Below are 22,760 nucleotides of genomic sequence, written 5' to 3' on the forward strand. Positions count from 1 at the left end.
ACAAATTTGTCCGGACAAATATAGAGATTATGATTACACGCCATTTTATAGACGTAGAGAATGACGGCAACACACGCCGTGTCCATTATCGCAAGGCGGGCAAAGGCCCACCGCTGCTGATGGTGCATCAAAGCCCACGCAGTTCAAAAGAATATGAAGCGTTGATGGAAAAATGGTCTTCCCATTTTACCTGTATCGCTCCCGATACGCCGGGTTTCGGGCAATCCGATCCGCTGCCTGGTCATCCCGAGATCGCCGAATATGCAGACGCGGCCATCGAATTTCTTGATGCTTTAGGTATCCAAAGATGCGCCGCTTATGGTTTCCATTCCGGCGGGATCATATTGGTGACGGCCGTCAAACGGCATCCGACTCGAATCACAACTTTGGCCGTCGGCGGCTATGCCATCTGGTCCGCCGAAGAAATGGCCTTGTTCAGCGACCGCTATTTGCCTGAATTTCATCCATTCGATTATGGCGAGCATCTGACATGGCTTTGGAACCGCATTCTCGAACAAAGCTGGTTCTTTCCATGGTTTGCCACCGATGATGCCCACCGGTTATCTGTCGCCAATGATGATCCGGCGCGAGTGGATGCGATTGTCCGCGAAATGCTTGATGCGGGCAATGCTTATCAGGCTGGCTATGGCGCCGTGCTGCGTGCGCCGCGGGATATTCCGGCGGTAGATGCTAATGTCCCGCCTTGCCTGATCAGCGCTTATGATGGTGATCCACTGCAAGAGCATATTGACCGGCTCGGCGAGATGCCGCCGACCTGGTCTGCCCAGAAAGTAACCACACCAGCGGACCATCAGGCGGCCAGCCTGAACCATTTATTGGCAACCGAAACGGCAATGGTCGATGGTTTGCGTGAGGCAGGCGATGAAGGCTTTGTCGCGATACAAACCGATGATTTTAATGGCTTGATCCACTGGCGCGGAGACAGAACCGCCAATCAACTCATTCTTCACGCCCCTGCCTATGCAGCGGCAGACGAGCAACCTGCAGGGCAAATTGCGATTGATTTGCCGGGCCATGGCTTGTCCGATAATTGGAACGGCGAAGCATCTACTTGGGGGCCTTGGGAGGCCGTCATTGCGGCTGTGGCCGATGCGCTCGATACCAGCGAGACAATCTATCCAACTCTACCTGATGGGGAACCGGATCAACTTTATCCGGATTTATCCCCTGACCGGTTTGGCAATTATCTAAATATGGCGTGGCAAATTGTTCGCGCCCGGCACATGTTTGCTCCTTGGTATCAGGTAGATACAGCCCATGCCGTTGCTTTTGATACAGAGCGGCTGCGGCCTGAACATCTCGCCGCCGAGCATCTCTCGCTAATCAATGCATCAGCCGCCAAAGAATTTCACATCGCCCTCCAATCCAGACAAAAGGACAACTAATGGGAATCAGAGAAGACATGCCGCTTTTGGCCCGCCACGAAGGGGTTTGGGACGGTACTTATACCTATTTCAATGCACAGAATGAAAAGATTGACGAGCATGCTTCCCGCCTGCTCTGCCGCTTCCCTGACACAGGTGATATCCCTTATCATCAGACCAATCATTATACTTGGGCCGATGGTAAAACGGAGATGCGCGAATTTCCAGCCGAATATCGCGACAAGCGCGTATGGTGGGACAATGAACTGATTAAAGGCTGGGCTGCCGAAGTGCCGCTAGACGAATATAACCGCACCGTGATGTTGTATTGGCAGCGGCAAGGTGATCCATCGCTATATCTTTACGAGCAGATCCAGATTTCGGATGACGGGCAGAACCGCTGCCGCACATGGCACTGGATTCGCAACGGTATGCTGGAAACACGGACCGCGATACAGGAGGCTTTTGTGACCAAGGATTGGCGCAGCATTGATGCGGAAATGGGGGCTGTTTCTGCCTGAACCTTCCAGTCTCTTTGACAAATTATGGGATAGCCATGTCGTCACCGCCCTACCCGGCGGTGGCGCATTGGTGGCGATTGACCGTGTGTTTCTGCATGAACGAACGGGTGCATCGGCGCTCAATTCCTTAGCCGAGGCTGGGCGAGCAGTGGCCGATCCGGAACGGGTCTTTGCGGTGACAGACCATATCGTCGATACCCGTCCCGGACGCACCGACAAGACGTTAATGCCGGGCGGGCAGGCTTTCATTACAGAAACGCGCGCTGCGGCCAAGGCGGCGGGTATTACCCTGTTTGATGTTAACGATCCCGATCAGGGGATTGCCCATGTGATCTCGCCGGAACTCGGTATCGTTTTGCCAGGATGTACGCTGGTGGCGCCCGACAGTCATACCTGCACACAGGGTGCTTTTGGAGCGCTCGCCTGGGGCATTGGATCATCGGAAGCGGAACATGCGATGGCAACCGGGACATTGCGGCTAAATAAGCCAAAATCAATGCGCGTTCGTTTCTCGGATCAGCCTACAAAAGGCGTCACTCCCAAGGATATCATCATGACGCTGATCGCCCGTTATGGCGCAGCGGGTGGCAAAGGTCATGCGATCGAGTTTGCGGGCGAGGCGGTCAGCGCGCTGGACATGGAAGGACGGATGACGCTCTGTAACATGGCAACGGAATTTTCTGCCATGTCCGGCTTTATCGCCCCTGATGCAAAAACTTTCGAATATTTGGAAGGTCGGCGCTATGCGCCAAAAGGCCGCGATTGGGATCGAGCAGTTGAAAGCTGGACACAATTGGCTAGCGAGACCGGCGCAGTTTTCGACACTGAAATTGAGATAGAGGCCAATGCCATCACCCCGATGGTCAGTTGGGGTACCAGTCCAGAAAATAGTATCGGCATAAGCGGCACGGTCCCTGACGATGCGGGCGAACGCACTCTTGAATATATGTCATTAGATAAAGGCCAGAAACTCGCCGGAACGCCTATTGATGCGGCATTTATCGGCAGCTGCACCAACAGCCGCCTATCGGACCTGCGCCGAGCGAGCGTATTGCTCAAAGGCCAAAAAATTGCCAGCCATGTCAAAGCTATATGCGTCCCCGGCTCGTCCCGGGTGAAACGGGAAGCAGAAGCAGAAGGGATAGACGCTATTTTCCGCGAAGCCGGATTTGAATGGCGGGAAAGCGGTTGTTCCATGTGTTTCTACGCGGGCGGCGAGAGCTTTGACGCTGGATCGCGGGTCATTTCAACGACCAACCGTAATTTTGAAAGCCGCCAAGGGCCAGGCGTTAAAACGCATATCGCCAGTCCCGAGACTGTTGTGGCTAGCGCGCTAGCTGGTGCGATTGCGGATGTACGGGAGTTGGTTTGATGGCTCAACCGTTCACCACCCTCACCATCCTGCCGATGCCGCTGATCCGCGACAATATCGACACGGACCAGATCATCCCCTCTCGCGAGATGAAGAGCACGGGCAAAACGGGCCTCGCCGACGGCCTGTTTGCGGGATGGCGCTACACAGAAATTGGTGGCCGCAAAGCCGATCCCAATTTTGTGCTCAATGACTCTCATTATGCCGATAGCCAGATCATCTTGGGCGGTGCCAATTTCGGTTGCGGGTCGAGCCGCGAACATGCGGTCTGGGCGCTGGCTGAATATGGCTTTCGCGCTGTGATAGCACCGAGTTTCGCCCCCATTTTTGCCGGCAATTGCGTGCGCAACGGTATATTGCCAGCGGTGATCGATGCCGATGCGATTGCTATCATAGCAAAGGCGGACGGCCCGGTTACCATCGACTTGGGCGCTCAAAAGATCAGTATCGACGATAACCAGAGCTGGTCCTTCGCGATCGACGAAGAAGCCAAATCGATGTTGCTGGAGGGATTGGACGCTATCGACCTTAGTTTGAAAATGGCCGAAGACATTGCCACATGGCAAGAGGCCGACCGCGCACAGCGGCCATGGATTTACCTAGGAGCCAAGTAATGACCACATCTGTCACGATCAGCGAAGTCGGGCCACGCGATGGTCTGCAAAGCGTCGATGCCGTCATGCTAACCCGAGCCAAGAAGGCGTGGATCAAGGCAGAAGCCGAAGCTGGTGTCAGCGAGATTGAAGTGGGTAGTTTTGTACCACCTTCCCTGCTCCCACAGATGGCGGACACGGCGGAAATCGTCGCCTATGCGAAAACGCTTCCCAATCTGGATGTCGTCGCGCTGATTCCCAATCTGAAGGGCGCGGAGCGGGCTATTGCAGCGGGCGTCGACAAAATGTCGATCCCCTTTTCCATGTCCGAAACCCACAGCATCAAAAATGTCCGAAAGGATCATCCAGCGATGCTGGCCGAGATCAAAGCCATTGCAGAACTCGTCGCAGCGCAGCCCGAAGGACAACGCCCACATTTTGAGGTTGGTCTCTCCACCGCCTTTGGCTGTACCATCGAAGGTCCGGTCAGCGAAGATCAGGTCGCGCGCCTCGCAGAAGCGGCCATAGAAGCCGGTGTGGCAGAAGTCGGGCTGTCCGACACCACTGGCTATGCCAATCCAGCGCAGGTCACGCGCATGGTGCGTCAGATTAAAGGCACAATCGGCAATGATAAGCTCAACACCTTGCACCTCCACAATACGCGCGGACTTGGCCTAGCCAATGTCATGGCAGGGCTAGAGGAAGGCATTAGTACCTTTGACGCATCCCTTGGAGGCCTTGGCGGCTGTCCTTTTGCACCCGGAGCATCGGGCAATATTGTCACGGAGGATTTGGTGTTCATGCTTGAAGCCATGGGTATCGATACCGGCATTAATCTCGACAAGCTTTTGAAAGTTAGAGAAATTATCGCGGAAGCCTTGCCCGGGGAACCACTTTACGGCTTCACGCCGGACGCCGGCCTTCCATTAGGATTTGAAAAGGCAGCCGCATGAATGCACCCACACCCCTCGCCGGACTGAAAGTCATTGAATTCACCCACATGGTGATGGGACCCGCCGTGGGCGCCATCTTGGCATCACTGGGCGCTGAGGTGGTCCGGGTCGAACCAATTGGCGGCGACCGTACTCGCAATCTGGTTGGCTCGGGTTCGGGTTATTTTCCTATGTATAACCGCCATAAGCAGAGCATATCGCTTAACCTGAAAGACCCGGACGGACTTGGTATCGCGCGTCAACTTGTCGAAGGCGCAGACATATTAGTAGAAAATTACCGTCCCGGCGCAATGGACCGGCTGGGACTGGGCTATGAAGAACTCGCCAAGACCAACGCCCGTCTGATCTACGCCTCCGAAAAAGGATTCCTTCCCGGTCCCTATGAAAACCGCACAGCCCTCGATGAGGTAGCCCAAATGATGGGCGGCCTCGCCTATATGACTGGACCTCCTGGGCAACCCTTACGGGCTGGCTCCAGCGTCATTGATGTGACCGGCGGCATGTTCGGCGTCATCGCGATTCTCGCTGCGGTCGAGGAACGTCATCGGACCGGCAAAGGCCAGAAGGTCCAAAGCTCGCTCTTTGAAACGACCATTTATATGATCGGGCAGCATATGGCTCAAATGGCAGTAACCGGCAAAGCCGCCGACCCGATGCCAGCACGCATTTCTGCTTGGGCAATTTATGATGTTTTTCAAACCAAGGACGAACCTATTTTCATCGGCGTGGTCACCGATGCCTTGTGGGAGAAATTCTGCAAGCTGTTTGCACTGGACGACCTATGGGCCGATGATAGCGTCCGCGAGAATAACAACCGCGTCGCCGCGCGCGACCGGATCATGCCGCAAATTCGCGAACTGATTGCTGGCTTTGGCCGGGATGAATTGATCGCTAAGCTGGAAGGCACAGGTTTGCCCTTTGCACCCATCGCACGGCCACAAGACATGTTCGACGACCCCCATCTAAATGCCAGTGGCGGATTAGAGGCAGTAACACTTGCAAGTGGCGAGCAAACCAAACTACCCGCGCTACCTATTGAAATGAATGGAGCGCGACCCTCTGCCCCTGCCAAACTGTCGAACATCGGCGAGCATAGCGAGGCTATTTTAAAAGAACTTGGCCTTAATGCAGACCAGATTCAGACGCTGCGAGACGCAGGTGCAGTCGACTAGCTAGAGCTTATCTTGGCCTTTACCGGCCCAAAAGTAACAGTGGCCGCGCTGAAAGAAACTCCCTTATCTAGAACGATGATTAGGGAGAGCCAATGTCATGAAAACGGATATTCTTATCGTCGGAGCCGGTGCAGCGGGTTTGAGTGCCGCGTTGGCCGCGCATGAGGCTGGTTCGAGCGTAACCGTCATTGAAAAACAACCAAAGCTGGGCGGCACTGCATCGATATCCGGCGGCATTGTCTGGATACCGGGCAACCGCCAGATGCAGGTTCATGGTATCGAAGATAGCCGCGAAGATGCCCTCGCTTATTTCCGTTCGCTCGATCAGGGCGATATTGATGACACCAGTTTGACCGCCTTTGTCGAAGAAGGCCCACGCGCGCTCGCCTTTCTCGAAGATCTCGATGCTGCCCGCCTGAGCCTGCTCGAAGGTTATCCTGATTATTATCTCGACCGCCCCGGAGCCAAGCCGGATGGTGGGCGTGCACTCGACAATGATCTTTTCGATTTTACAACGCTAGGCGACTGGGCGGATAAAATTTTTCATCACGGTCCCGCACCCCGCATGATGCTGCGCGAAACACCGCTCGGCGGCGGTACCGGACAAGTCGATCCAGTGGAAATGGCTCGCCGCGAAAGCGAAGATTTGCGCGGCTGGGGACAGGCGTTAATAGGACGCTTGTTAAAGGCCTGCCTCGACCGAGGGATTGAGCCCTTATTGGATGTAAGCGGCTATCGCTTGATCGTTGAAGAGGGCCGGGTAACGGGTGCGACCGTGCACCGTGATGACACCGATTTGGCTATCGAAGCCTCGCAAGGCGTGATCCTCGCCACTGGCGGTTTTGAATGGAATGAAGAACTCAAACAGACCTTCTTGCGCGGACCGCTGGATGCACCCGCTTCACCTCCGGGCAATCAGGGTGATGGCCTGAAAATGGCGATGGCGGCTGGTGCAAGTCTAGGTAATATGACCAGCGCTTGGTGGGTTCCGACTCTATCCATACCGGATGTAAAGTGGGAAGGCGGCGAGCAGCGCTCTATGCCCGTATTAATCGAGCGGACCTTGCCACACACGATCATGGTCAACAGCACCGGCCAACGCTTTTGCAATGAGGCGAATAATTATTCAGCCCTCGCAGGCGCTTTCCACCAATTTGATCCAGCGACCTATTCCTATCCCAATCTGCCTGCCTATCTGATTTTCGATTCACAATATATCTCCCGCTACCCGTTGGCCTCGGTCATGCCCGGCCAACCGATACCGGATTGGATCACAAGAGCGGATGATTTGGAAAGCCTTGGCGCTGCTATCGATATCGACGGAGCGCAGCTCGAAGAAACCGTTGCCCGTTTCAATGCCCATGCGATCAAAGGCCACGATCCTGATTTTGCCCGTGGTGAAAATGCCTATGATCGCTTTTATGGCGATCGCTCACGCGATGGCGCAGCTGCCACATTGGGTCCGATTACAAACGGGCCTTTTTACGCTGTGGAAATTAAGATGGGCACACTCGGCACCAATGGCGGCGCAAAAACGGATGGATCGGCGCAGGTACTCGATCTCGACGGCGAACCGATTTCAGGCCTGTTCGCCGCTGGCAATGTCATCAGTTGTCCGACCGGCGGCGTATATGCAGGCGCTGGCGGAACACTCGGTCCGGCCTTGACCTTTGGATATATTGCCGGGCGCGCAGCAGCGCGTCGGATCAACAGTTAAAACAACCAACGACATTTAAGAAAAGGATAGAACCATCAAAATATTGACCATCGGCGCCACCGGCGACCAAGGCCACCCTTTGCTAGAACGATTGCTAGGCGCTGGCATGCATCCGGTAGCGGCGTTGCGCAACCCGGCCGCACTGGCCAACACGCCCTTTTCCGATGTCGAAACCATATCCGCTGATCTATATGATGAACAGTCGATGGTCGCCGCCGCACAAGGTATGGATGCCATCGCGATGCACCTGCCCTTTGTTTTTGATCTGGAAAAAGCAACCCAGCTAGGCCGTAATATAGCAGTAGCGGCCAAAGCCAGCAGCGTCAGGAAAATCGTTTTCAACACCAGTTGCTACGTCGCCGACAAAGACAACGGCAATCCGGCCCACGATGGCCGCCGGGCGATTGAACAGGTGATTATGGACAGCGGCGTGACCTATGCGATTTTCGAAACCAAAGTGTTCATGGACAATATGATCCGCAGCTGGAACAAACCATCGATCGTCAACAGTTCGATATTTGCCTATCCGGCAAAACCGGATTTGAAAATATCCTGGATATGTCTCGACGATGTCGCAACCTTCATGGTTGAAGCCCTGCAAAATGATGATTTGCCGAGCGGGCGTTATGCAGTTGGCGGACCACAGGCGTTGGTTGGTGATGAGGTCGCAACCATTCTCAGTAAAGTGATCGGCAAACCGATTGCATTCAAAAGCCTGACACCCGACGCATTTGCTTCGGCAATGAGCCTGCTCGTCACAGGGTCGGCAACAGTCGAACCCCAGTCGATTTATAGCGGCATGGCGAGCTTCTACAGCTTTTATAACGAGCAACCCGTATCACCGTTGATCGCTGACACAGCCGAAATGGCAAAATATTTCAAGACGCGGCCAACACCGCTGGCCGAATGGGCGGCGCGCCAAGACTGGACCGATCCCACCGACCCGGCGCTGGCGATCAGAATGGCGGGCATGTAATAAAGAGCATAATGGCCCAATTCTATTGGTCACGTTCAAAAATCTGTCATGTTGAACGGCTAAGTAAGCACGATATTCGACAGACAATGTGACCTTACAGGGTAGCCAACATGCAGTTAAATCGACGTAATTTTACCGGAGGTCTCACTGCTCTGGCGTTTTCTGGTCTCGCCCAGCATAGCAGCCTGGCGCGTAACGGTGCGACCATGTCCCATAGAGGCTATGGCGCATTACAGGTTGATCCAAACGGGTTGATCGATCTTCCCAAAGGCTTTTCCTATCGCGTCATTTCAGAATTTCGCGGTGCCATGTCCGATGGCAACCGCGTTCCGGACCGTGCCGATGGTATGGGCTGCTTTGCCATGCCGGACGGCAAGATCGCATTGGTGCGCAACCATGAACTGAAGGTCAATAATTTCAGCGATGGCCCATTTGGCGATATCCCATCAACGCTGGAGACCTTTGACCATAGTGCAAACGGCAAACCGTTAGTTGGCGGCACCACGACCTTGCTGCTTGATGGGCAAACTCTAGCGGTAGAACGAGAACATTTGAGCCTGGTTGGAACCATCAGAAATTGTGGTGGCGGTGTGACCCCGTGGGGCAGTTGGCTAAGCTGTGAAGAAGATATGACCCGCGCTGGCGACAATGTGAAGCGCGATCATGGCTGGATTTTTGAAGTACCGGCAGCGCACGAAGGCCTTATTGATCCGGTGCCACTGAAAGCCATGGGCCGTTTCAATCATGAGGCCGCAGCGGTCGATCCGGCAACCGGGATTGTCTATTTGACAGAAGATCGGGACGACAGCCTGTTCTATCGCTTTATTCCCAATGAAGCCGGTGAGCTCGCCAAAGGCGGGCAGTTACAGGCCCTCGCCTTTGCCAGCGAGACGCTGAACAATGACAGCCGCAATTGGTCGGGTCAGAATTTTCAGCCCGGTGCGTGGAAGTTTGTCCGCTGGATCGATGTCAGCAATGTCGAAAGTCCCGAAGACGACTTGCGGACGCGCGGTGCCAGCGACGGTGCCGTCAAATTTGCGCGCGGCGAAGGTATTATTCACGGCGATGGTGAATTATATTTCTGCTGTACGTCTGGCGGCGCGGCCAAAGAGGGTCAGATTATGCGCTACCGGCCATCACGCTTTGAGGGACGGGATGACGAATCCAGAGCACCGGGATTACTGCAGCTGTTCATGGAATCCACTGACCGCCGGCAATATAGCTATGGCGACAATCTGACCGTGGCCCCGAACGGGCATCTGATTGTCTGCGAAGATCAATATAGCGCGACGGTGGATAACCATTTGCGCGGCGTTACACCGCAAGGGGAATCTTATGCTCTAGGGCGGATCAGAGTTCAGACAGAACCGGCTGGAGCCTGTTTCTCCCCCGATGGTCAAACGATGTTCGTGAACCTTTACAGCCCGACCAAGACTCTGGCTATTTCAGGACCTTGGCACAAATCAATCTAGCCGCCTTCTGTTTCTAGAGACGAAGGTCGCCGAGATAGTCCAATATTGCAGCGGTTGGCATTACGTCGGCATATTTGGCCTGCATATCGAATAAATTGGCTTTATGCGGTGCCTCATGCCGATCCCCGACAGCATCTTCGGCAATGATCGGGATGAAGCCATGCGAACAGCAATCGACACAGCTGGCTCGCACACAGCCGCTAGTCGACAGACCAGTGATGATCAGGCTGTCATTGCCGTTGGCCGTTAGTGTGGATGCCAGAGAGGTACCGAAAAAAGCGCTGGGATAATGTTTGGTGATGACCAATTCATCGTCTGCTGGTTCCAAACCCTCGGGCCACGCACCCATCGGATGACCAGCTACAAAATTCTCAAGCGGCGGTACTTTCTGAGCAAAGCGTCCGCCATCGATCATCGACTGGGTGTAGCTGACATTGGTATAGATAATCAGCAGGCCCGCCTCGCGAGCCGCCTCCCGCAATTTCAGTGCGTTTTCTAACGCATCCTCAACCCCGGCATAAAGTGCACAGGACGGATCAAAATAGGCTTCGACGAAATCGATGAGAATGAGTGCAGGCTTTGCACCAAATCCCATCGATCCGTCGAAGACCCCCCCGTAATTATCCGCCGGACCTTCTGTCATCGGTCAGAATTTATATCCGACCTCGACACCAAAGCGGCGCAGGTTACCCGGTGACAGGAAGGACCCGCCAAATTCGATCGCCGGAATAACCTCGTTGAGATACTTCCGGTTAAGCAGATTGTCGGCAAAAGCGGTGACATTCCAGTTATCCCCTTCCAGACCGAAGCGCAGGTCGAGTACACCAAAGGCTTCGCGCTCGGTAATCGAATAATCTGCATCGCCGACAAACGCCGGTAAAACAAGTTTGTTCGGTGAGTTTGCGTCTGCGGGTAGAGGCAGCAAACCGCTGAACAGGGTTGGGCTGGTATTATTCTGGACCGAATGAAACCATGTCGGACCGGTAATCCGGTAGTCGGCCCGCATCACCAGATCAAAACTGCTGGCAATCGGTGCCACCACTTGCGTTCCAATATTTATCGTATAATCGGCAGTGTAAGGCGACTTATTACCAACCGTATTGGGCCGCGACGCATTGGCCTTGATTTCACTCTCAGTCATGTTGACTGAACCGAAAATATTCCAACCTTCCACGATTTCGGCATTTGCGTTGAATTCCAGACCGTAAAGCTCAACTTCATCGATATTGGAAACCACCCGCAAAAGACCGAAACTGCCGACGAAAAACTCGAAGAACTGCATGTCATCGACATCGGTATAATAGCCTGCCAGATCAAAGGTAATCCGGCCATTGGCCAGCGACCCTTTGAAACCAGCCTCGAACGCACTGGATGTTTCCTTGCGGAAAATATCATTGATCAGGACATTGGTACCAATAAACTGATTGAAATTCTGGTCAACAATCGCGGCAGAACCCTGATTGTTGAAACCGCCGGATTTGAAACCTATGCCCCAGTTCGCGTAAAAATTGATATCATCGGACAGTCCATAACGCAGCGATAATTTGGGCTGAAGTTGCTTGAAGGTTTCGGACTGATCAGGGATGGCGCCAAAGGCTTGACCCGGATTGATCGGAGCTCCGGTAATCGGATCAATAGCCACGGGTACTTGGCTAGAAACTTCACGATCTTCAACGTCATAGCGCAGGGCTAATCCGACATCAAAATTATCAGCAACTTCATAGTCGAGCGAACCAAAAACAGCATAGACATTGGTGTTGAAATTATCCGCAAAGAGCTGCGAAGTCGGGTTGCTGCTATTCGCATCGTTGAACAATTGCCGGGTTACACCTTGTCCCAGATCAGCGCCCAAGCTGACCCCGACATCGCGGTCGATATTCAGGAAGTAGCCCCCAATTTGCCAACCGAGCGGACCATCGCCATTGGACGCCAGCCGGACTTCGGCACTGATATCGGTTTGCTCACGAATCTGAAACTGCGTTCCGTCACAAGTTGTTGGACTATAAGGTCCAAAAGTGGAGCCATTAATGGGGTCAAAAATAAATGGTATCGGATTGTTACCAACGAAACCCGGTTGATTGACCGGAAAGCCGGTCAGAGCGGCCGTGGAACCGAAACAATTATTGGATGCATCAACCGATGCTGGCGTTGCTCCCGGAAAGGTATAACGAGCGAAATCAGCGGACGTACCATCGGCCGTCAGCGCTTGATCAACATCAGCATAGAGCGCCCAAGCAGTCAGCGTGGCAAAATCAAATTCATGGGTCAGTTTGACCGATGCTTCAAATGTCTGTTGCTCATTGGTTGGACGAATATTCGAATAATAATTGAACGGGTGGTCGTTCACATCCTCGAAAAAGGCAGGGTTCACACCAGCAAAATTCGGCAGATGGAATGCCGCGTTGAAGTTGATCGATGCGCCAGATAGGTCGGCATAGCGAGCCTTTACATCGACTTCCGTATCCGGGCCCAGTTCAGCAACGAAACGCCCGTCAATCGACCATGTTTCCTGATCATCAACGACTTTGCGATTATTGAGGAAGCTGTTCCGGTAAAAACCGTCCGTGGTATTATAAGATCCGGACAATACGAAACCTGCGCTGTCCCCTATGGGAGCGGAAACATAAGCGGAAGCCTTGTAAGTGTTATCTTCTGCTGCGCTTAATTTCACACCACCTTCCAGCTCATCGCCGGGTTTCAAGGTCTGAATAACAATCGCACCAGCTGCCGCGTTACGGCCATAAAGCGCACCTTGCGGGCCTTTCAGGATTTCGATTTGGCGGAGTGTGCCCTGATCCTGATTAAGCTGGGCAGTGTTAGTTTTTAATATGCCATCGACGACCAACGCGACCGAGCTCTCCGCATCGCGTGCGCCATTTATGCCGCGAATATTAATTTGTGTATCACCAGCTTCTGCGGTGCCGCTGACGATCGTCACACCCGCCGTTAATTGAACAAATTCGTCCGCTTGCTCAATCCCTGTGCGGGCCAATGTCTCGGCCGTGAACACCGTGACCGAAGCGGGAACTTCAGCAAGCAGTTCGTCCTGCCGCCGCGCGGTGACAATGATGACATTGCTGTTATCCGCATCATCCGCTGACTGATCGGCAGCCGATTGGGCGATGGCCGGATTGAAACTGACAAGAGCGGCAAAACCAGCCGAAAGTGACAGTGCTGTTTTTAAACGATGCATTAGATTTTCCTTCCCTGAATGGAATATGGCGCGGATCTTTTGATCCTTCACCGAGTTGTTTCACACGAGGACATTTTCCCCGCTCATATAGACATAGACTTCCTGAAATTTGCCGTCGCGCATGCGCCAGAAATTCGTATTGTTCAGCAATGTGACATTGCCATCCGCATCTGTGAGTTCCGCAACAAAGCTGGCCGCGATCCGGCCATTGGCCTCATCGACGGTGCAGTTGAAATCGCGATGAACAATCGTTTCATAGGCGCCGAAAAAATCTTCGAACATGCGCTTGATTTCTGCTTTACCCGCATGGCGCGTAAAGCTCGTCTGGACACAGAATAGAGCTTCGTCGTGAAAACAGGCCAAAGCGGCATCCATATTTTTCGCATCGACGTTTCCGAAATATGTCATCGTCGCAAATTCTATCAGTTCTGCGCGGGATAAGCCGGGTTCATATTGCATCAGGCATCTCCTTCTTTAAGCAGATTATCGCCGCTCATATAGACGAAGACATGCTGGAACAGCCGGTCCTTGCAATAGAAGCGGTTACAATTTTCATAGCGCAGTTGATCGCCTCCATTGGGCGTGATCAGCACTGTGAACTGCGAGCATACGGCATTGGTTTCAGGATCTGCGACATGAACAAAATTGCCATGCCAGATGGACTCAAAATCCGCGAACAGCTTTTCGAACATCGCTCTAATCGCGTCACGGCCTTCATGAATGGTGTTGGAGGTAGCTTCATGCAAGATCGCATCCGGCGCGAAGCAATTCAGCACTTGCGTCATGTTCTTATTATCGACGCCGTCAAAATAGCGCTTCGTAACGATGTCGATGTAAAAGGGATAAGGCAGCGGGACCTGCCCTGCCATTCCGGGGGTCCAGTCTGCCATTAATACCATCCTTTTCTGATATCATCATCTTTGGGCACTTCGGGTGCCGGAAACGCTTTCTTGCTGTGGGTCAGCCCCAATTCGATTAGCGTTTCGAGAAACTTATAAGCGACCTGCCCGGGGTTCAGGACGGGGATCGGCATATTGTCATCGAGATATTTTGCCGACTGGTGCATCGTCGTAGAGCCCAGCACAATCACGTCTGCGCCATCCTCTTCCATCGCTGCCGTTGCTTCGGCTTTCAGCTTGTCGAAAATCACTTCTTCCTTACCCGCCAGCAATTCCGTCACATCGGGGCGTGTATCGATTGACCGCAGCGAAGCCACGCGGTCGTACCAACCATATTCATTCAGGGTTTTTTCATAGAGCGGGAACCATTCAGGCCACATCGTTAGCACCGTGAACTTCTTGCCCAGCATCATCGCGGCGGCAAAAGCGGCTTCACCAGGGCCGACAACCGGAATATCAAGGCGCGAACGAAGGGCACGCATGCCGCTGTCGCTCACCGTATCAATTAGCACCCCGGCATAGCCTTCTTCTTCTGCCTTGATGCCTGCCTGAAAAACGGTCCAGTCCATCAGCATGGTATCATGATAACTGTCGCCCAGCGCAGCGCCCCAAGGCACAGCCACAAATTCGGGCGCAAAGCCCTCTCGAACGAAATCAGCGGGCAATTGTTCTGCGCGGGCAGCAACGCCGGCTTCATCCATCGGGATGGGAACAATGACTTTAATACGTTTTGGGTCTGGCATAGCGATTGACAATTCCCTCCGCACAATCTTTATTGTATACAATTCATGCCCGTCAAGCGGAAACTGGTTTGCACTGTCATTCTTGCCTGCAAACTTGCCTGGAAAGGAAATAGGAGCCAATGCTGTCGATATGAGCCGCGCATCGGAAACCGCTTATCAAAAAATACGCTCCTTCATCCTGCAAGGGGAGGCGGTGCCCGGTATGCAATTGACCGAGGAAAAGCTGTCGGAAATTTCCGGAGTATCCCGAACACCAGTGCGCGATGCGGTCAGACGGCTGGAAAACGAGATGCTGGTTGTGCGCAGCGCTTCCAAACGCCTGTCGGTTGCCGACTGGTCAGAGGGAGAGGTCGATGAAATGTTCACGCTGCGCGCTATGCTGGAAGCACATGCAGCCGCGCGGGCCGCACAGCGGATTGACGGAGATGCGCTCAATGCCCTGCGCGGCATCAACGATGAGCTGAAACAGGCGATCAATCAGTCCCCGCCGAACATAACGTCGTTTCTGGAAGCGAATCGGCGCTTTCACGACCTGATACTGGAATGCGCGAGATCCCCTCGCCTCAGCAAGTTGATGCCCGCACTGGTCGAGCAACCCGTGGTGCGGCGGACGGCCCATCAATATTCCAAGACACAGCTTGATCAGTCGGCGGTGGATCATGACGAGTTAATCGCTGCCTTTGCTGCCAAAGATGCCGACTGGGCGAGATCCGTGATGACCAGCCATATCCGGCGAGCCTTTCACTCGTTCAGTATTACAGCCGCGCCGGAGCGTTCGTGATTTAGATAATTCCCCGATCCTGAAGATCAGCCGTTTTGGCGCTGTCCATACCAAGCAATTCGCCATATATCGCTTCGTTATGCGCACCCAATTCGGGACCGATTGTTTCAACCTTGCCCGGTGTTTCAGACAATTTCGGTGCAACACTTTGCATCACAAAATTTTCATGCTGCGGGTGATCCATAGTCACTAAAGCCTCTCGTGCCTCGAAATGCGGATCAGCCAGCATTTCCGGCGCGCGGTAAATATTGCCCGCAGGAACACCGTTTTCTTCGCACAAGTCCAACACTTGCTGACTGGTCAACGTCCGCGTCCAGACATTGATGAGATCGTCCAGCTCAGTTTGATGCTCGCCGCGCGCGACATGGGTGGCATAGCGAGGATCGTCGCCTAGCTCTGGCTGCGCCATCATCGCCGACATGCGTTTCCAAACGCTATCCTGATTACCACCGATAAGAACACTGCCGTCTTTCGTTTCGTAGACATTTGAAGGAGCGATTTTCGGCAAAATCGAGCCGGTCCGTTCGCGAATATGTCCAGCAACCGTATATTCCGCGACGGTGGATTCCATATTGGCGAGCACCGCTTCGTAAATAGCCGAGTCGACAACCTGTCCCTTGCCCGTCACATGCCGGTGATGCAGTGCCATCATCGCGCCAAGGCAAGCATAGGTCGCAGCAAGCGAGTCACCGATCGACAGGCCAGCACGGCTAGGCGGCCGATCCGGTTCGCCAGCAATATAGCGCATGCCGCCCATTGCTTCACCAATCGAACCATAGCCTGCGCGGGACGCATAAGGTCCGGTCTGACCATAGCCAGAGACACGAATCATAATCAGTGCCTGATTGATCGCACTCAGCTGATCATAGCCCAGACCCCATTTCTCCATTGTGCCAGGGCGGAAATTTTCCAGCAGAAAGTCGCTTTTTTCGACCAGCTTCTTAACGATCTCCTGACCTTCTTTTTCTCGCAAATTCAGCGTGATCGACTTCTTATTGCGCCCGACAACCGAGAACCAGAGCGGTATTCCCTGTCCCCAGCTGCGCATTGCGTCACCGACCTTTGGCGGCTCGATCTTGATGACCTCCGCGCCATGGTCCCCCATCAGCTGCCCGCAAAATGGTCCAGCAATAAGTTGCCCCATTTCGATCAATCGGAGTCCGGTCAGTGCCCCTTGCGCCATTAAAAAACCTCCTGCATGATGCTTTTGCTATACAAAGCACAATATGGATTGTATACAATTTCTATGGCTCATGAAAACCCCATATCTGTCGATATCGTCGAAGTCGGCCCGCGTGACGGGTTACAGAACGAAGCCGATATTATATCGACCGCCGACAAGCTGGGACTGATCAACAGAATGATTGACGCCGGTATCCGCCGGATGGAAGTTGCGAGCTTTGTCCATCCGAAGCGCGTCCCGCAAATGGCCGATGCCGAAGCTGTTATCGCTGGCCTGCCTGAACGTGATGATGTGTCTTATATAGGCCTCTGCCTCAACAAGCGCGGAATATTGCGCGCGCTAGCCACCAAGGAAGGTAGCAAGCGTGGAATTGATGAAGCTGGCTGCGTCATTGTCGCTAGCGACACGTTCGGAGAGAAGAACCAGGGCCAAACAATCGAACAGGGCATAAGAGAAAATCGCGAGATGATCCGTTTTGCCAAGGGCGAGGGTCTGAAAGCACAAGTTACTATCTCCGCCGCCTTTGGCTGTCCCTTTGAAGGCCATGTCCCGCCCGAAACCGTTTTGAACATCGCGACCGAAATGGCTGAAGAAGAGCCACTCGAAATCGCGCTCGCTGATACTATCGGGGTCGGTGTGCCCGGGCAGGTCGAGGATCTGTTTGGCCCCCTCAAAGAGATATTGCCTGATCACATCACCATGCGCGCGCATTTTCATGACACGCGCAATACCGGTATTGCCAATGCCTGGGCCGCGGTCCGGTCTGGCGTATCAACTCTGGATGCCAGTCTGGGCGGTCTTGGCGGTTGTCCGTTCGCACCCAATGCCACCGGCAATATCGCAACAGAGGATCTGATCAATCTACTTGATCGGTCAGCGGTCAATCATGGCGTCAATCTGGCAAAAGCCATCGCCACCAATCAATGGTTTGAAACCATAATGAAACGCCCCTTGCCATCACTTGTCGCAAGGGCAGAAGCCTGAATGCATAAATAATAAGAGAGAGAATGATATGGGGTATCGACTAGGCGTTGATGTCGGGGGAACCTTTACTGATCTGCTGCTGTTCAATGATGAAACAGGACAATTCTGGCGCACCAAAACACCGTCTACGCCCCATGATAGCTCAGAAGGTATATTAATTGGCGTAAATGAAATTTGCGCAGATGCTGATGTTAAGGCCAGCGAAATTGAGTATTTTTTGCACGGCACAACCGTTGCGACTAACGCCGTACTGGAGGGCAAGGGTGCAAAAGTCGGTCTAATCACAACCGAAGGTTATCGAGACATCATGCAGATTGCTCGGAGCTTTGTACCTGGCGGTCTGGCCGCCTGGATCATTTGGCCCAAGCCACAGCCTTTGGCGGCTCTGGAAGATACGGTGACCGTCAAAGAACGCATGGACGCCGATGGCAATGAAGTGCGTCCGCTCGATGAAGCCAGCGTCACGACAGCTATCGCGTATCTGAAAAACCAAGGCGTGGAAGCGGTCACGGTGTCTTTGATGAACGCCTACACCAACGGCGCACATGAAAGCCGGATCGGCGAGATGGTTGCGGCCGAAATGCCGGATGTGCCCTATTCTTTGAGTCACGAGGTCCTGCCCGAAATGCAGGAATATGAGCGAACGTTGACGACAGTAGCTAACGCAGCCGTACGGCCTGTGGTTGGTCACTATGTCTCCAATCTGCGCGCCAAGCTGGCCGATGCCGGTATGGCGGGGCGCTTCTCATTATTGCGCTCGGACGGCGGCCTGATGTCTTCGCAGAAAGCGGAGGAGCATCCGGTCAATATATTGATGTCCGGTCCAGCCGGCGGTGTGACCGGAGCCGTCTGGGTTGCGAAAAACGCTGGATTGAAAAACATCCTGACGCTGGATGTTGGCGGTACATCCACCGATGTCGCGCTGATTGAAAATTTGGAACCGCGCAGGGTCCGCACGACCGAGGTCGGTCATTTATCGGTGCGCGCTTCTTCGTTGGACGTGAAAACCGTTGGCGCAGGTGGCGGTTCGATTGCTTATGTGCCAGAGCTAACCGGCGCGCTGCGTGTCGGTCCGCAATCGGCTGGCGCGGTGCCGGGACCAGTGGCCTATGGCAAGGGCGGTGAAGAACCAACTGTCACCGATGCCAATGTTGTACTCGGCTATCTGCCCGAAAACCTGCTCGGCGGTTCTTTCCAATTGGACCGTGAAGGCGCGAAAAAGTCGGTCCAGAAAATCGCGGACGCGCTGGGCATTGACCTGATGGCTGCTGCGCGCGGCATCATCGACATAGTGAATGAGAATATGTTCGGCGCGCTGCGGATGATCTCTGTGCAGCAAGGCTATGACCCGCGCCACTTTGCCCTAATGGGCTTTGGCGGAGCAGGACCGCTGCATGTCAACGCAGTGGCAAAACTGATGGGTAGCTGGCCCGCCGTATCGCCCGTATCGCCCGGTGTGCTTTGCGCCTTGGGCGATGCAACAACGCGCATGCGCACGGAAACGGCACGATCCTTCTCGCGCCTCGCAACGACTACTGATGCATCGGAGCTGATCGCTGTTCTCAAGGAAATGGCTGATCAAACCCGCGCGGAGTTGCTGTCCGATGGTGTCGCTGAAGAAGATATTACCAGCGAATTTGAAGTCGATGTCCGCTATGCCGGACAAGCCTTTGAGGTGCCATTGACCATCACGCCAGAGGTCCTCGAGCAGGATGGCATAGACGGCATATTGGCCCGCTTTGATGAGGAGCATCATCGGTTATTCACCTTTAACATGGATACACCGCATGAAATTGTGAACCTACGCGCTGTCGCCATGGGTCAATCGCTCAACTTGCCAGCCGCGGAATTGCCCAGAGGCAATGGCGATCCATCCGACGCCAAGATCCGGGATCACAAATTATGGATGGATGGTGCGGAACAGGATGGTGCGATTTATGATCGCGCCAAACTGAAACAGGGCGACAAAATCACCGGGCCGGCCATTGTCGTGGAAATGGATTCCACCACCCTTATCGAAACAGGCTGCGTCGGCGAAGTAGACGCGGTCGGCAATATCCTCATCAATCTGGCGGAGGGACAATAAAATGCCTGCAACAATCATTCAAACCAATGACACGCCATTCACCAAAATCGATATCGATCCGGTCACGCTGGACATTATTGAAAACGCGCTGCGCAACGCCCGAATCGAAATGGACGCGACGCTCGTGCGGACGGCCATGTCTCCCGGCATCCGGGAACAAGGCGACGCCTTTCCCTTAATCGCAGATCATACCGGCAAGATGATCGTTGGCCAGTTTGGCAGCTTCATCGGCGGTTTTCTGGAGCAGTTTGATGGCACATTGGAAGATGGGGACATGATCTTCCTGTCCGATCCTTATAGCTGTGAAGGTGCTGTCAGCCACAATAATGACTGGTTGATATTGCTACCCATATTCAAAGATGGCCGGCTCATCGCCTACACAGCCATGTTTGGACACCAGTCTGATATTGGCGGAAAAGTGGTTGGCTCGATGCCCATCGATGCCAAATCCATCTTTGAAGAGGGCGTGCGCATCCCGCCGGTAAAAATCTGGAAAAAAGGCGAGTACAACGAAGACCTGATGAAGCTTGTCATGCATCAGACCAGAAAACCGGATTGGTGTCAGGCTGATCTTAACGCGATTATTGCTTCCTGCCGCGTGGCGGCGCGGCGTGTCATCGAAATGGCAGAGCGGTTTGGTGATGATGTCTATGTTTCCGCGACACAGGAATTGCTGGCGCGCAATCATCGGGCAATGAAAACGCTCATCGGTCAGGCAATCGGTGAAGAGCCGGTCAGCTTCGAAGACTATATTTGCGACGACGGCATTGGCGCTGGACCTTACAAGATAAAATGCACCATGCGGCGCGTAGGCGACAAGGTTATTCTCGATTTTGACGGAACCGACCCACAAAGTGCGGCGTCCATCAACTTCTTCTTGAACGAAAATATGTTCAAGATGTTCTTTGGCATCTACATGATCATGGTTTTCGATCCGCAGATCCTGTTCAACGACGGCTTTTATGACTTGATCGAAGTGCGAATTCCCGAAGGATCGTTGCTCAAGCCTAAATTCCCGGCCGCGCTCTCTGGTCGGACGCATGCGCTGGGACGCATTTTCGATATCCTGGGTGGGTTGCTCGGCCAGAAGACACCGGAATTCCTGAACGCAGCAGGCTTCTCTTCCTCGCCGCATCTATTCTATTCCGGTAATGATAAAAATGGAGATTGGTTTCAGCTATTCCAGATTGGCTTTGGCGGGATACCCGGGCGTCCTCTGGGCGATGGTCCAGACGGTCATTCGCTGTGGCCTGGCTTTACCAATGTTCCGAATGAATTTCTGGAGCGCTATTTCCCGCTGCGTATCGAACGGTATGAAACAGCACAGGATAGCGGTGGGGCGGGATTGCACCGTGGGGGCAATGGTATCTATCTCACCTATCGCTTCCTCGCTGCTGGCACGATTTCCATCCATGATGATCGCTGGTTCGTCCCGCCATGGGGTGTGAATGGCGGCGAGCCTGGCAAACGGGCCCGTAAAATCCTCGAAAAAGCGGACGGCACAAGCACGATCGTCGCCAACAAGGTGGAAGAAGTCACCGTGGCAGAGGGCGATCAATTGCACTTTATCACTTGGGGTGGCGGCGGATGGGGCAATCCGCTGCAACGCGACCCGGAGCTGGTAGCGCTAGAAATCCGCCAAGGTCTCGTCAGCATAGATGGCGCGCGCGAATATGGTGTCGTGATCACGGATGACGGATCGGTCGACCAAAGCGCGACGGACAGTCTGCGGGCCGATATGGCGAGCCAGATCGTGGAAACCGACAGTCCGTTTAACTTTGGACCTGATATCGATACGCTGCGCGCCAATTGTCTGGAAGAAACCGGGCTGCCAGCGCCGGTGCAACCGGGGCATGCGGCTGCCTAACAACCAATGCTTCTGTTAGTGGACTTCCCCCTTGCCGCCGATCATCAAGGCGGCAAGGGAGAGCTTTGCACATGAGCATATTGGACAATTTCAAACTGGAAGGCGACGTTGCTGTCGTTACCGGCGCTGGCAAAGGTATTGGCCGCGCGATTGCCTTGGGTCTGGCAGAAGCCGGCGCGGACGTGGCATTAGCTGCACGCACAGCCGGTGATCTGGAAGCCGTGGCGGAAGAGATCCGTGCGCTTGGCCGCAAGGCGATAACCGTCGCCACCGATGTCACCGATATGGCCGCGCTTGAACATCTGGCAGAGCGAACCGTCTCGGAATTGGGAAAGCTCACCATCTGGGTCAGCAATGCGGGAGGATTGCCAGACGGCACGCCGCGCTATCTGACCAAAACACCGGAAGCCAATTGGGACGCCCAGATTGACCTCAATCTCAAAAGCGTCTGGATGGGCGCCGTTGTCGCGGCCAAACATATGAAGGAGCATGGCGGCTCAATCATCAACACCTCGTCCCGCGCGTCCTTTGGCGGACAGGTTAAAAACGGCCCCTATGGCGCATCGAAAGCGGCGGTCAACAGCCTGACCAGCACATTATCGCTCGAACTCGCGCCAAAAATCAGGGTCAATGCCGTGGCGCCGGGTCCGATCCCGACCGAGAATTTCGATGAGTCTATGGGGATAGAATCCGAGGAGGACCGGGAAAAACTGCTCAAACATATTGGCATTCCCCTGCAGCGCTATGGCACCGAAGACGATATCGCCGCAGCCGTCATCTATATGGCCTCACCGGCGGCCAGCTGGGTAACCGGTCAATGCCTGTTTGTGACCGGAGGACGCTAAAGGAAAGATTGCAGGCAT

At 54.1% G+C, this 22,760-nt stretch carries 20 protein-coding genes; 14 read left to right on the forward strand and 6 right to left on the reverse strand.

Annotation, left to right across the window (positions count from 1 at the left end; all coding sequences use genetic code 11):
• The first annotated feature begins 29 nt into the window (after positions 1 to 29).
• From ABJM21_RS14280 to ABJM21_RS14320, 9 genes are all read left to right on the forward strand, one after another.
• On the forward strand, positions 30 to 1,406 hold the full coding sequence (locus ABJM21_RS14280) for an alpha/beta fold hydrolase (protein WP_348300670.1): 1,377 nt from the start codon (positions 30 to 32) through the stop codon (positions 1,404 to 1,406).
• Positions 1,406 to 1,906, forward strand: a complete 501-nt coding sequence (locus ABJM21_RS14285; RefSeq protein WP_348300671.1) for a DUF3598 domain-containing protein — start codon at positions 1,406 to 1,408, stop codon at positions 1,904 to 1,906. The genes ABJM21_RS14280 and ABJM21_RS14285 overlap by 1 nt, the downstream gene beginning before the upstream one ends.
• Positions 1,878 to 3,278: a 3-isopropylmalate dehydratase large subunit gene (locus ABJM21_RS14290; protein ID WP_348300672.1), complete on the forward strand. Its 1,401-nt coding sequence runs from the start codon at positions 1,878 to 1,880 to the stop codon at positions 3,276 to 3,278. Before ABJM21_RS14285 ends, ABJM21_RS14290 begins: the two co-directional genes overlap by 29 nt.
• The gene (leuD, locus tag ABJM21_RS14295) at positions 3,278 to 3,892 is read left to right on the forward strand and encodes a 3-isopropylmalate dehydratase small subunit (RefSeq protein ID WP_348300673.1); all 615 of its coding nucleotides are present in this window, start codon (positions 3,278 to 3,280) and stop codon (positions 3,890 to 3,892) included. The genes ABJM21_RS14290 and leuD overlap by 1 nt, the downstream gene beginning before the upstream one ends.
• Positions 3,892 to 4,824 (forward strand): hydroxymethylglutaryl-CoA lyase, encoded by a 933-nt coding sequence (locus ABJM21_RS14300; RefSeq protein ID WP_348300674.1) that lies wholly within the window; start codon positions 3,892 to 3,894, stop codon positions 4,822 to 4,824. The genes leuD and ABJM21_RS14300 overlap by 1 nt, the downstream gene beginning before the upstream one ends.
• Complete coding sequence (locus tag ABJM21_RS14305) at positions 4,821 to 5,996, forward strand: CaiB/BaiF CoA-transferase family protein (protein WP_348300675.1); 1,176 nt, start codon at positions 4,821 to 4,823, stop codon at positions 5,994 to 5,996. Before ABJM21_RS14300 ends, ABJM21_RS14305 begins: the two co-directional genes overlap by 4 nt.
• A gap of 97 nt (positions 5,997 to 6,093) precedes the next feature.
• Positions 6,094 to 7,713 carry an FAD-dependent oxidoreductase gene (locus ABJM21_RS14310; RefSeq protein ID WP_348300676.1) on the forward strand — a complete coding sequence of 540 codons (1,620 nt, stop codon included), beginning with the start codon at positions 6,094 to 6,096 and terminating at the stop codon, positions 7,711 to 7,713.
• 43 nt (positions 7,714 to 7,756) lie between these two features.
• Positions 7,757 to 8,689: an NmrA family NAD(P)-binding protein gene (locus tag ABJM21_RS14315; RefSeq protein ID WP_348300677.1), complete on the forward strand. Its 933-nt coding sequence runs from the start codon at positions 7,757 to 7,759 to the stop codon at positions 8,687 to 8,689.
• A 110-nt stretch (positions 8,690 to 8,799) separates the two neighbouring features.
• Positions 8,800 to 10,161, forward strand: coding sequence for an alkaline phosphatase PhoX (locus tag ABJM21_RS14320; protein WP_348300678.1), 1,362 nt, complete (start codon positions 8,800 to 8,802; stop codon positions 10,159 to 10,161).
• Between the two features lie 13 nt (positions 10,162 to 10,174).
• Here ABJM21_RS14320 and ABJM21_RS14325 read toward each other — a convergent pair whose 3' ends face one another.
• Genes ABJM21_RS14325 through ABJM21_RS14345 form a run of 5 tightly spaced genes read right to left on the reverse strand, consistent with a single transcriptional unit; the run spans position 10,175 to position 14,996 of the window.
• Positions 10,175 to 10,804: an isochorismatase family protein gene (locus tag ABJM21_RS14325; protein ID WP_348300679.1), complete on the reverse strand. Its 630-nt coding sequence runs from the start codon at positions 10,802 to 10,804 to the stop codon at positions 10,175 to 10,177.
• A 3-nt stretch (positions 10,805 to 10,807) separates the two neighbouring features.
• Positions 10,808 to 13,354 carry a TonB-dependent receptor gene (locus ABJM21_RS14330; protein WP_348300680.1) on the reverse strand — a complete coding sequence of 849 codons (2,547 nt, stop codon included), beginning with the start codon at positions 13,352 to 13,354 and terminating at the stop codon, positions 10,808 to 10,810.
• A gap of 60 nt (positions 13,355 to 13,414) precedes the next feature.
• Positions 13,415 to 13,813, reverse strand: coding sequence for a nuclear transport factor 2 family protein (locus ABJM21_RS14335; RefSeq protein ID WP_348300681.1), 399 nt, complete (start codon positions 13,811 to 13,813; stop codon positions 13,415 to 13,417).
• On the reverse strand, positions 13,813 to 14,244 hold the full coding sequence (locus ABJM21_RS14340; protein ID WP_348300682.1) for a nuclear transport factor 2 family protein: 432 nt from the start codon (positions 14,242 to 14,244) through the stop codon (positions 13,813 to 13,815). The genes ABJM21_RS14335 and ABJM21_RS14340 overlap by 1 nt, the downstream gene beginning before the upstream one ends.
• Positions 14,244 to 14,996, reverse strand: coding sequence for an aspartate/glutamate racemase family protein (locus ABJM21_RS14345; protein WP_348300683.1), 753 nt, complete (start codon positions 14,994 to 14,996; stop codon positions 14,244 to 14,246). The genes ABJM21_RS14340 and ABJM21_RS14345 overlap by 1 nt, the downstream gene beginning before the upstream one ends.
• Positions 14,997 to 15,126: 130 nt before the next feature.
• Here ABJM21_RS14345 and ABJM21_RS14350 point away from each other — a divergent pair, with 130 nt between their 5' ends.
• Positions 15,127 to 15,777, forward strand: a complete 651-nt coding sequence (locus tag ABJM21_RS14350; protein ID WP_348300684.1) for a GntR family transcriptional regulator — start codon at positions 15,127 to 15,129, stop codon at positions 15,775 to 15,777.
• Between the two features lies 1 nt (position 15,778).
• On the opposite strand, the gene ABJM21_RS14355 is transcribed toward ABJM21_RS14350, so the two are convergent.
• On the reverse strand, positions 15,779 to 16,960 hold the full coding sequence (locus ABJM21_RS14355; protein WP_348300685.1) for a CoA transferase: 1,182 nt from the start codon (positions 16,958 to 16,960) through the stop codon (positions 15,779 to 15,781).
• A gap of 63 nt (positions 16,961 to 17,023) precedes the next feature.
• On the opposite strand from ABJM21_RS14355, the gene ABJM21_RS14360 reads away from it, so the two are divergent.
• The 4 genes from ABJM21_RS14360 (at position 17,024) to ABJM21_RS14375 (ending at position 22,742) form a co-directional block, all read left to right on the forward strand.
• Complete coding sequence (locus ABJM21_RS14360; RefSeq protein ID WP_348300686.1) at positions 17,024 to 17,944, forward strand: hydroxymethylglutaryl-CoA lyase; 921 nt, start codon at positions 17,024 to 17,026, stop codon at positions 17,942 to 17,944.
• Positions 17,945 to 17,972: 28 nt separating this feature from the next.
• The gene (locus ABJM21_RS14365; RefSeq protein ID WP_348300687.1) at positions 17,973 to 20,030 is read left to right on the forward strand and encodes a hydantoinase/oxoprolinase family protein; all 2,058 of its coding nucleotides are present in this window, start codon (positions 17,973 to 17,975) and stop codon (positions 20,028 to 20,030) included.
• A gap of 1 nt (position 20,031) precedes the next feature.
• Positions 20,032 to 21,897 carry a hydantoinase B/oxoprolinase family protein gene (locus ABJM21_RS14370; protein ID WP_348300688.1) on the forward strand — a complete coding sequence of 622 codons (1,866 nt, stop codon included), beginning with the start codon at positions 20,032 to 20,034 and terminating at the stop codon, positions 21,895 to 21,897.
• A gap of 71 nt (positions 21,898 to 21,968) precedes the next feature.
• Positions 21,969 to 22,742, forward strand: coding sequence for an SDR family oxidoreductase (locus ABJM21_RS14375; RefSeq protein WP_348300689.1), 774 nt, complete (start codon positions 21,969 to 21,971; stop codon positions 22,740 to 22,742).
• Positions 22,743 to 22,760: the final 18 nt, after the last annotated feature.

It is taken from the genome of Parasphingorhabdus sp. (assembly GCF_039977335.1).
Lineage (GTDB): Bacteria > Pseudomonadota > Alphaproteobacteria > Sphingomonadales > Sphingomonadaceae > Parasphingorhabdus.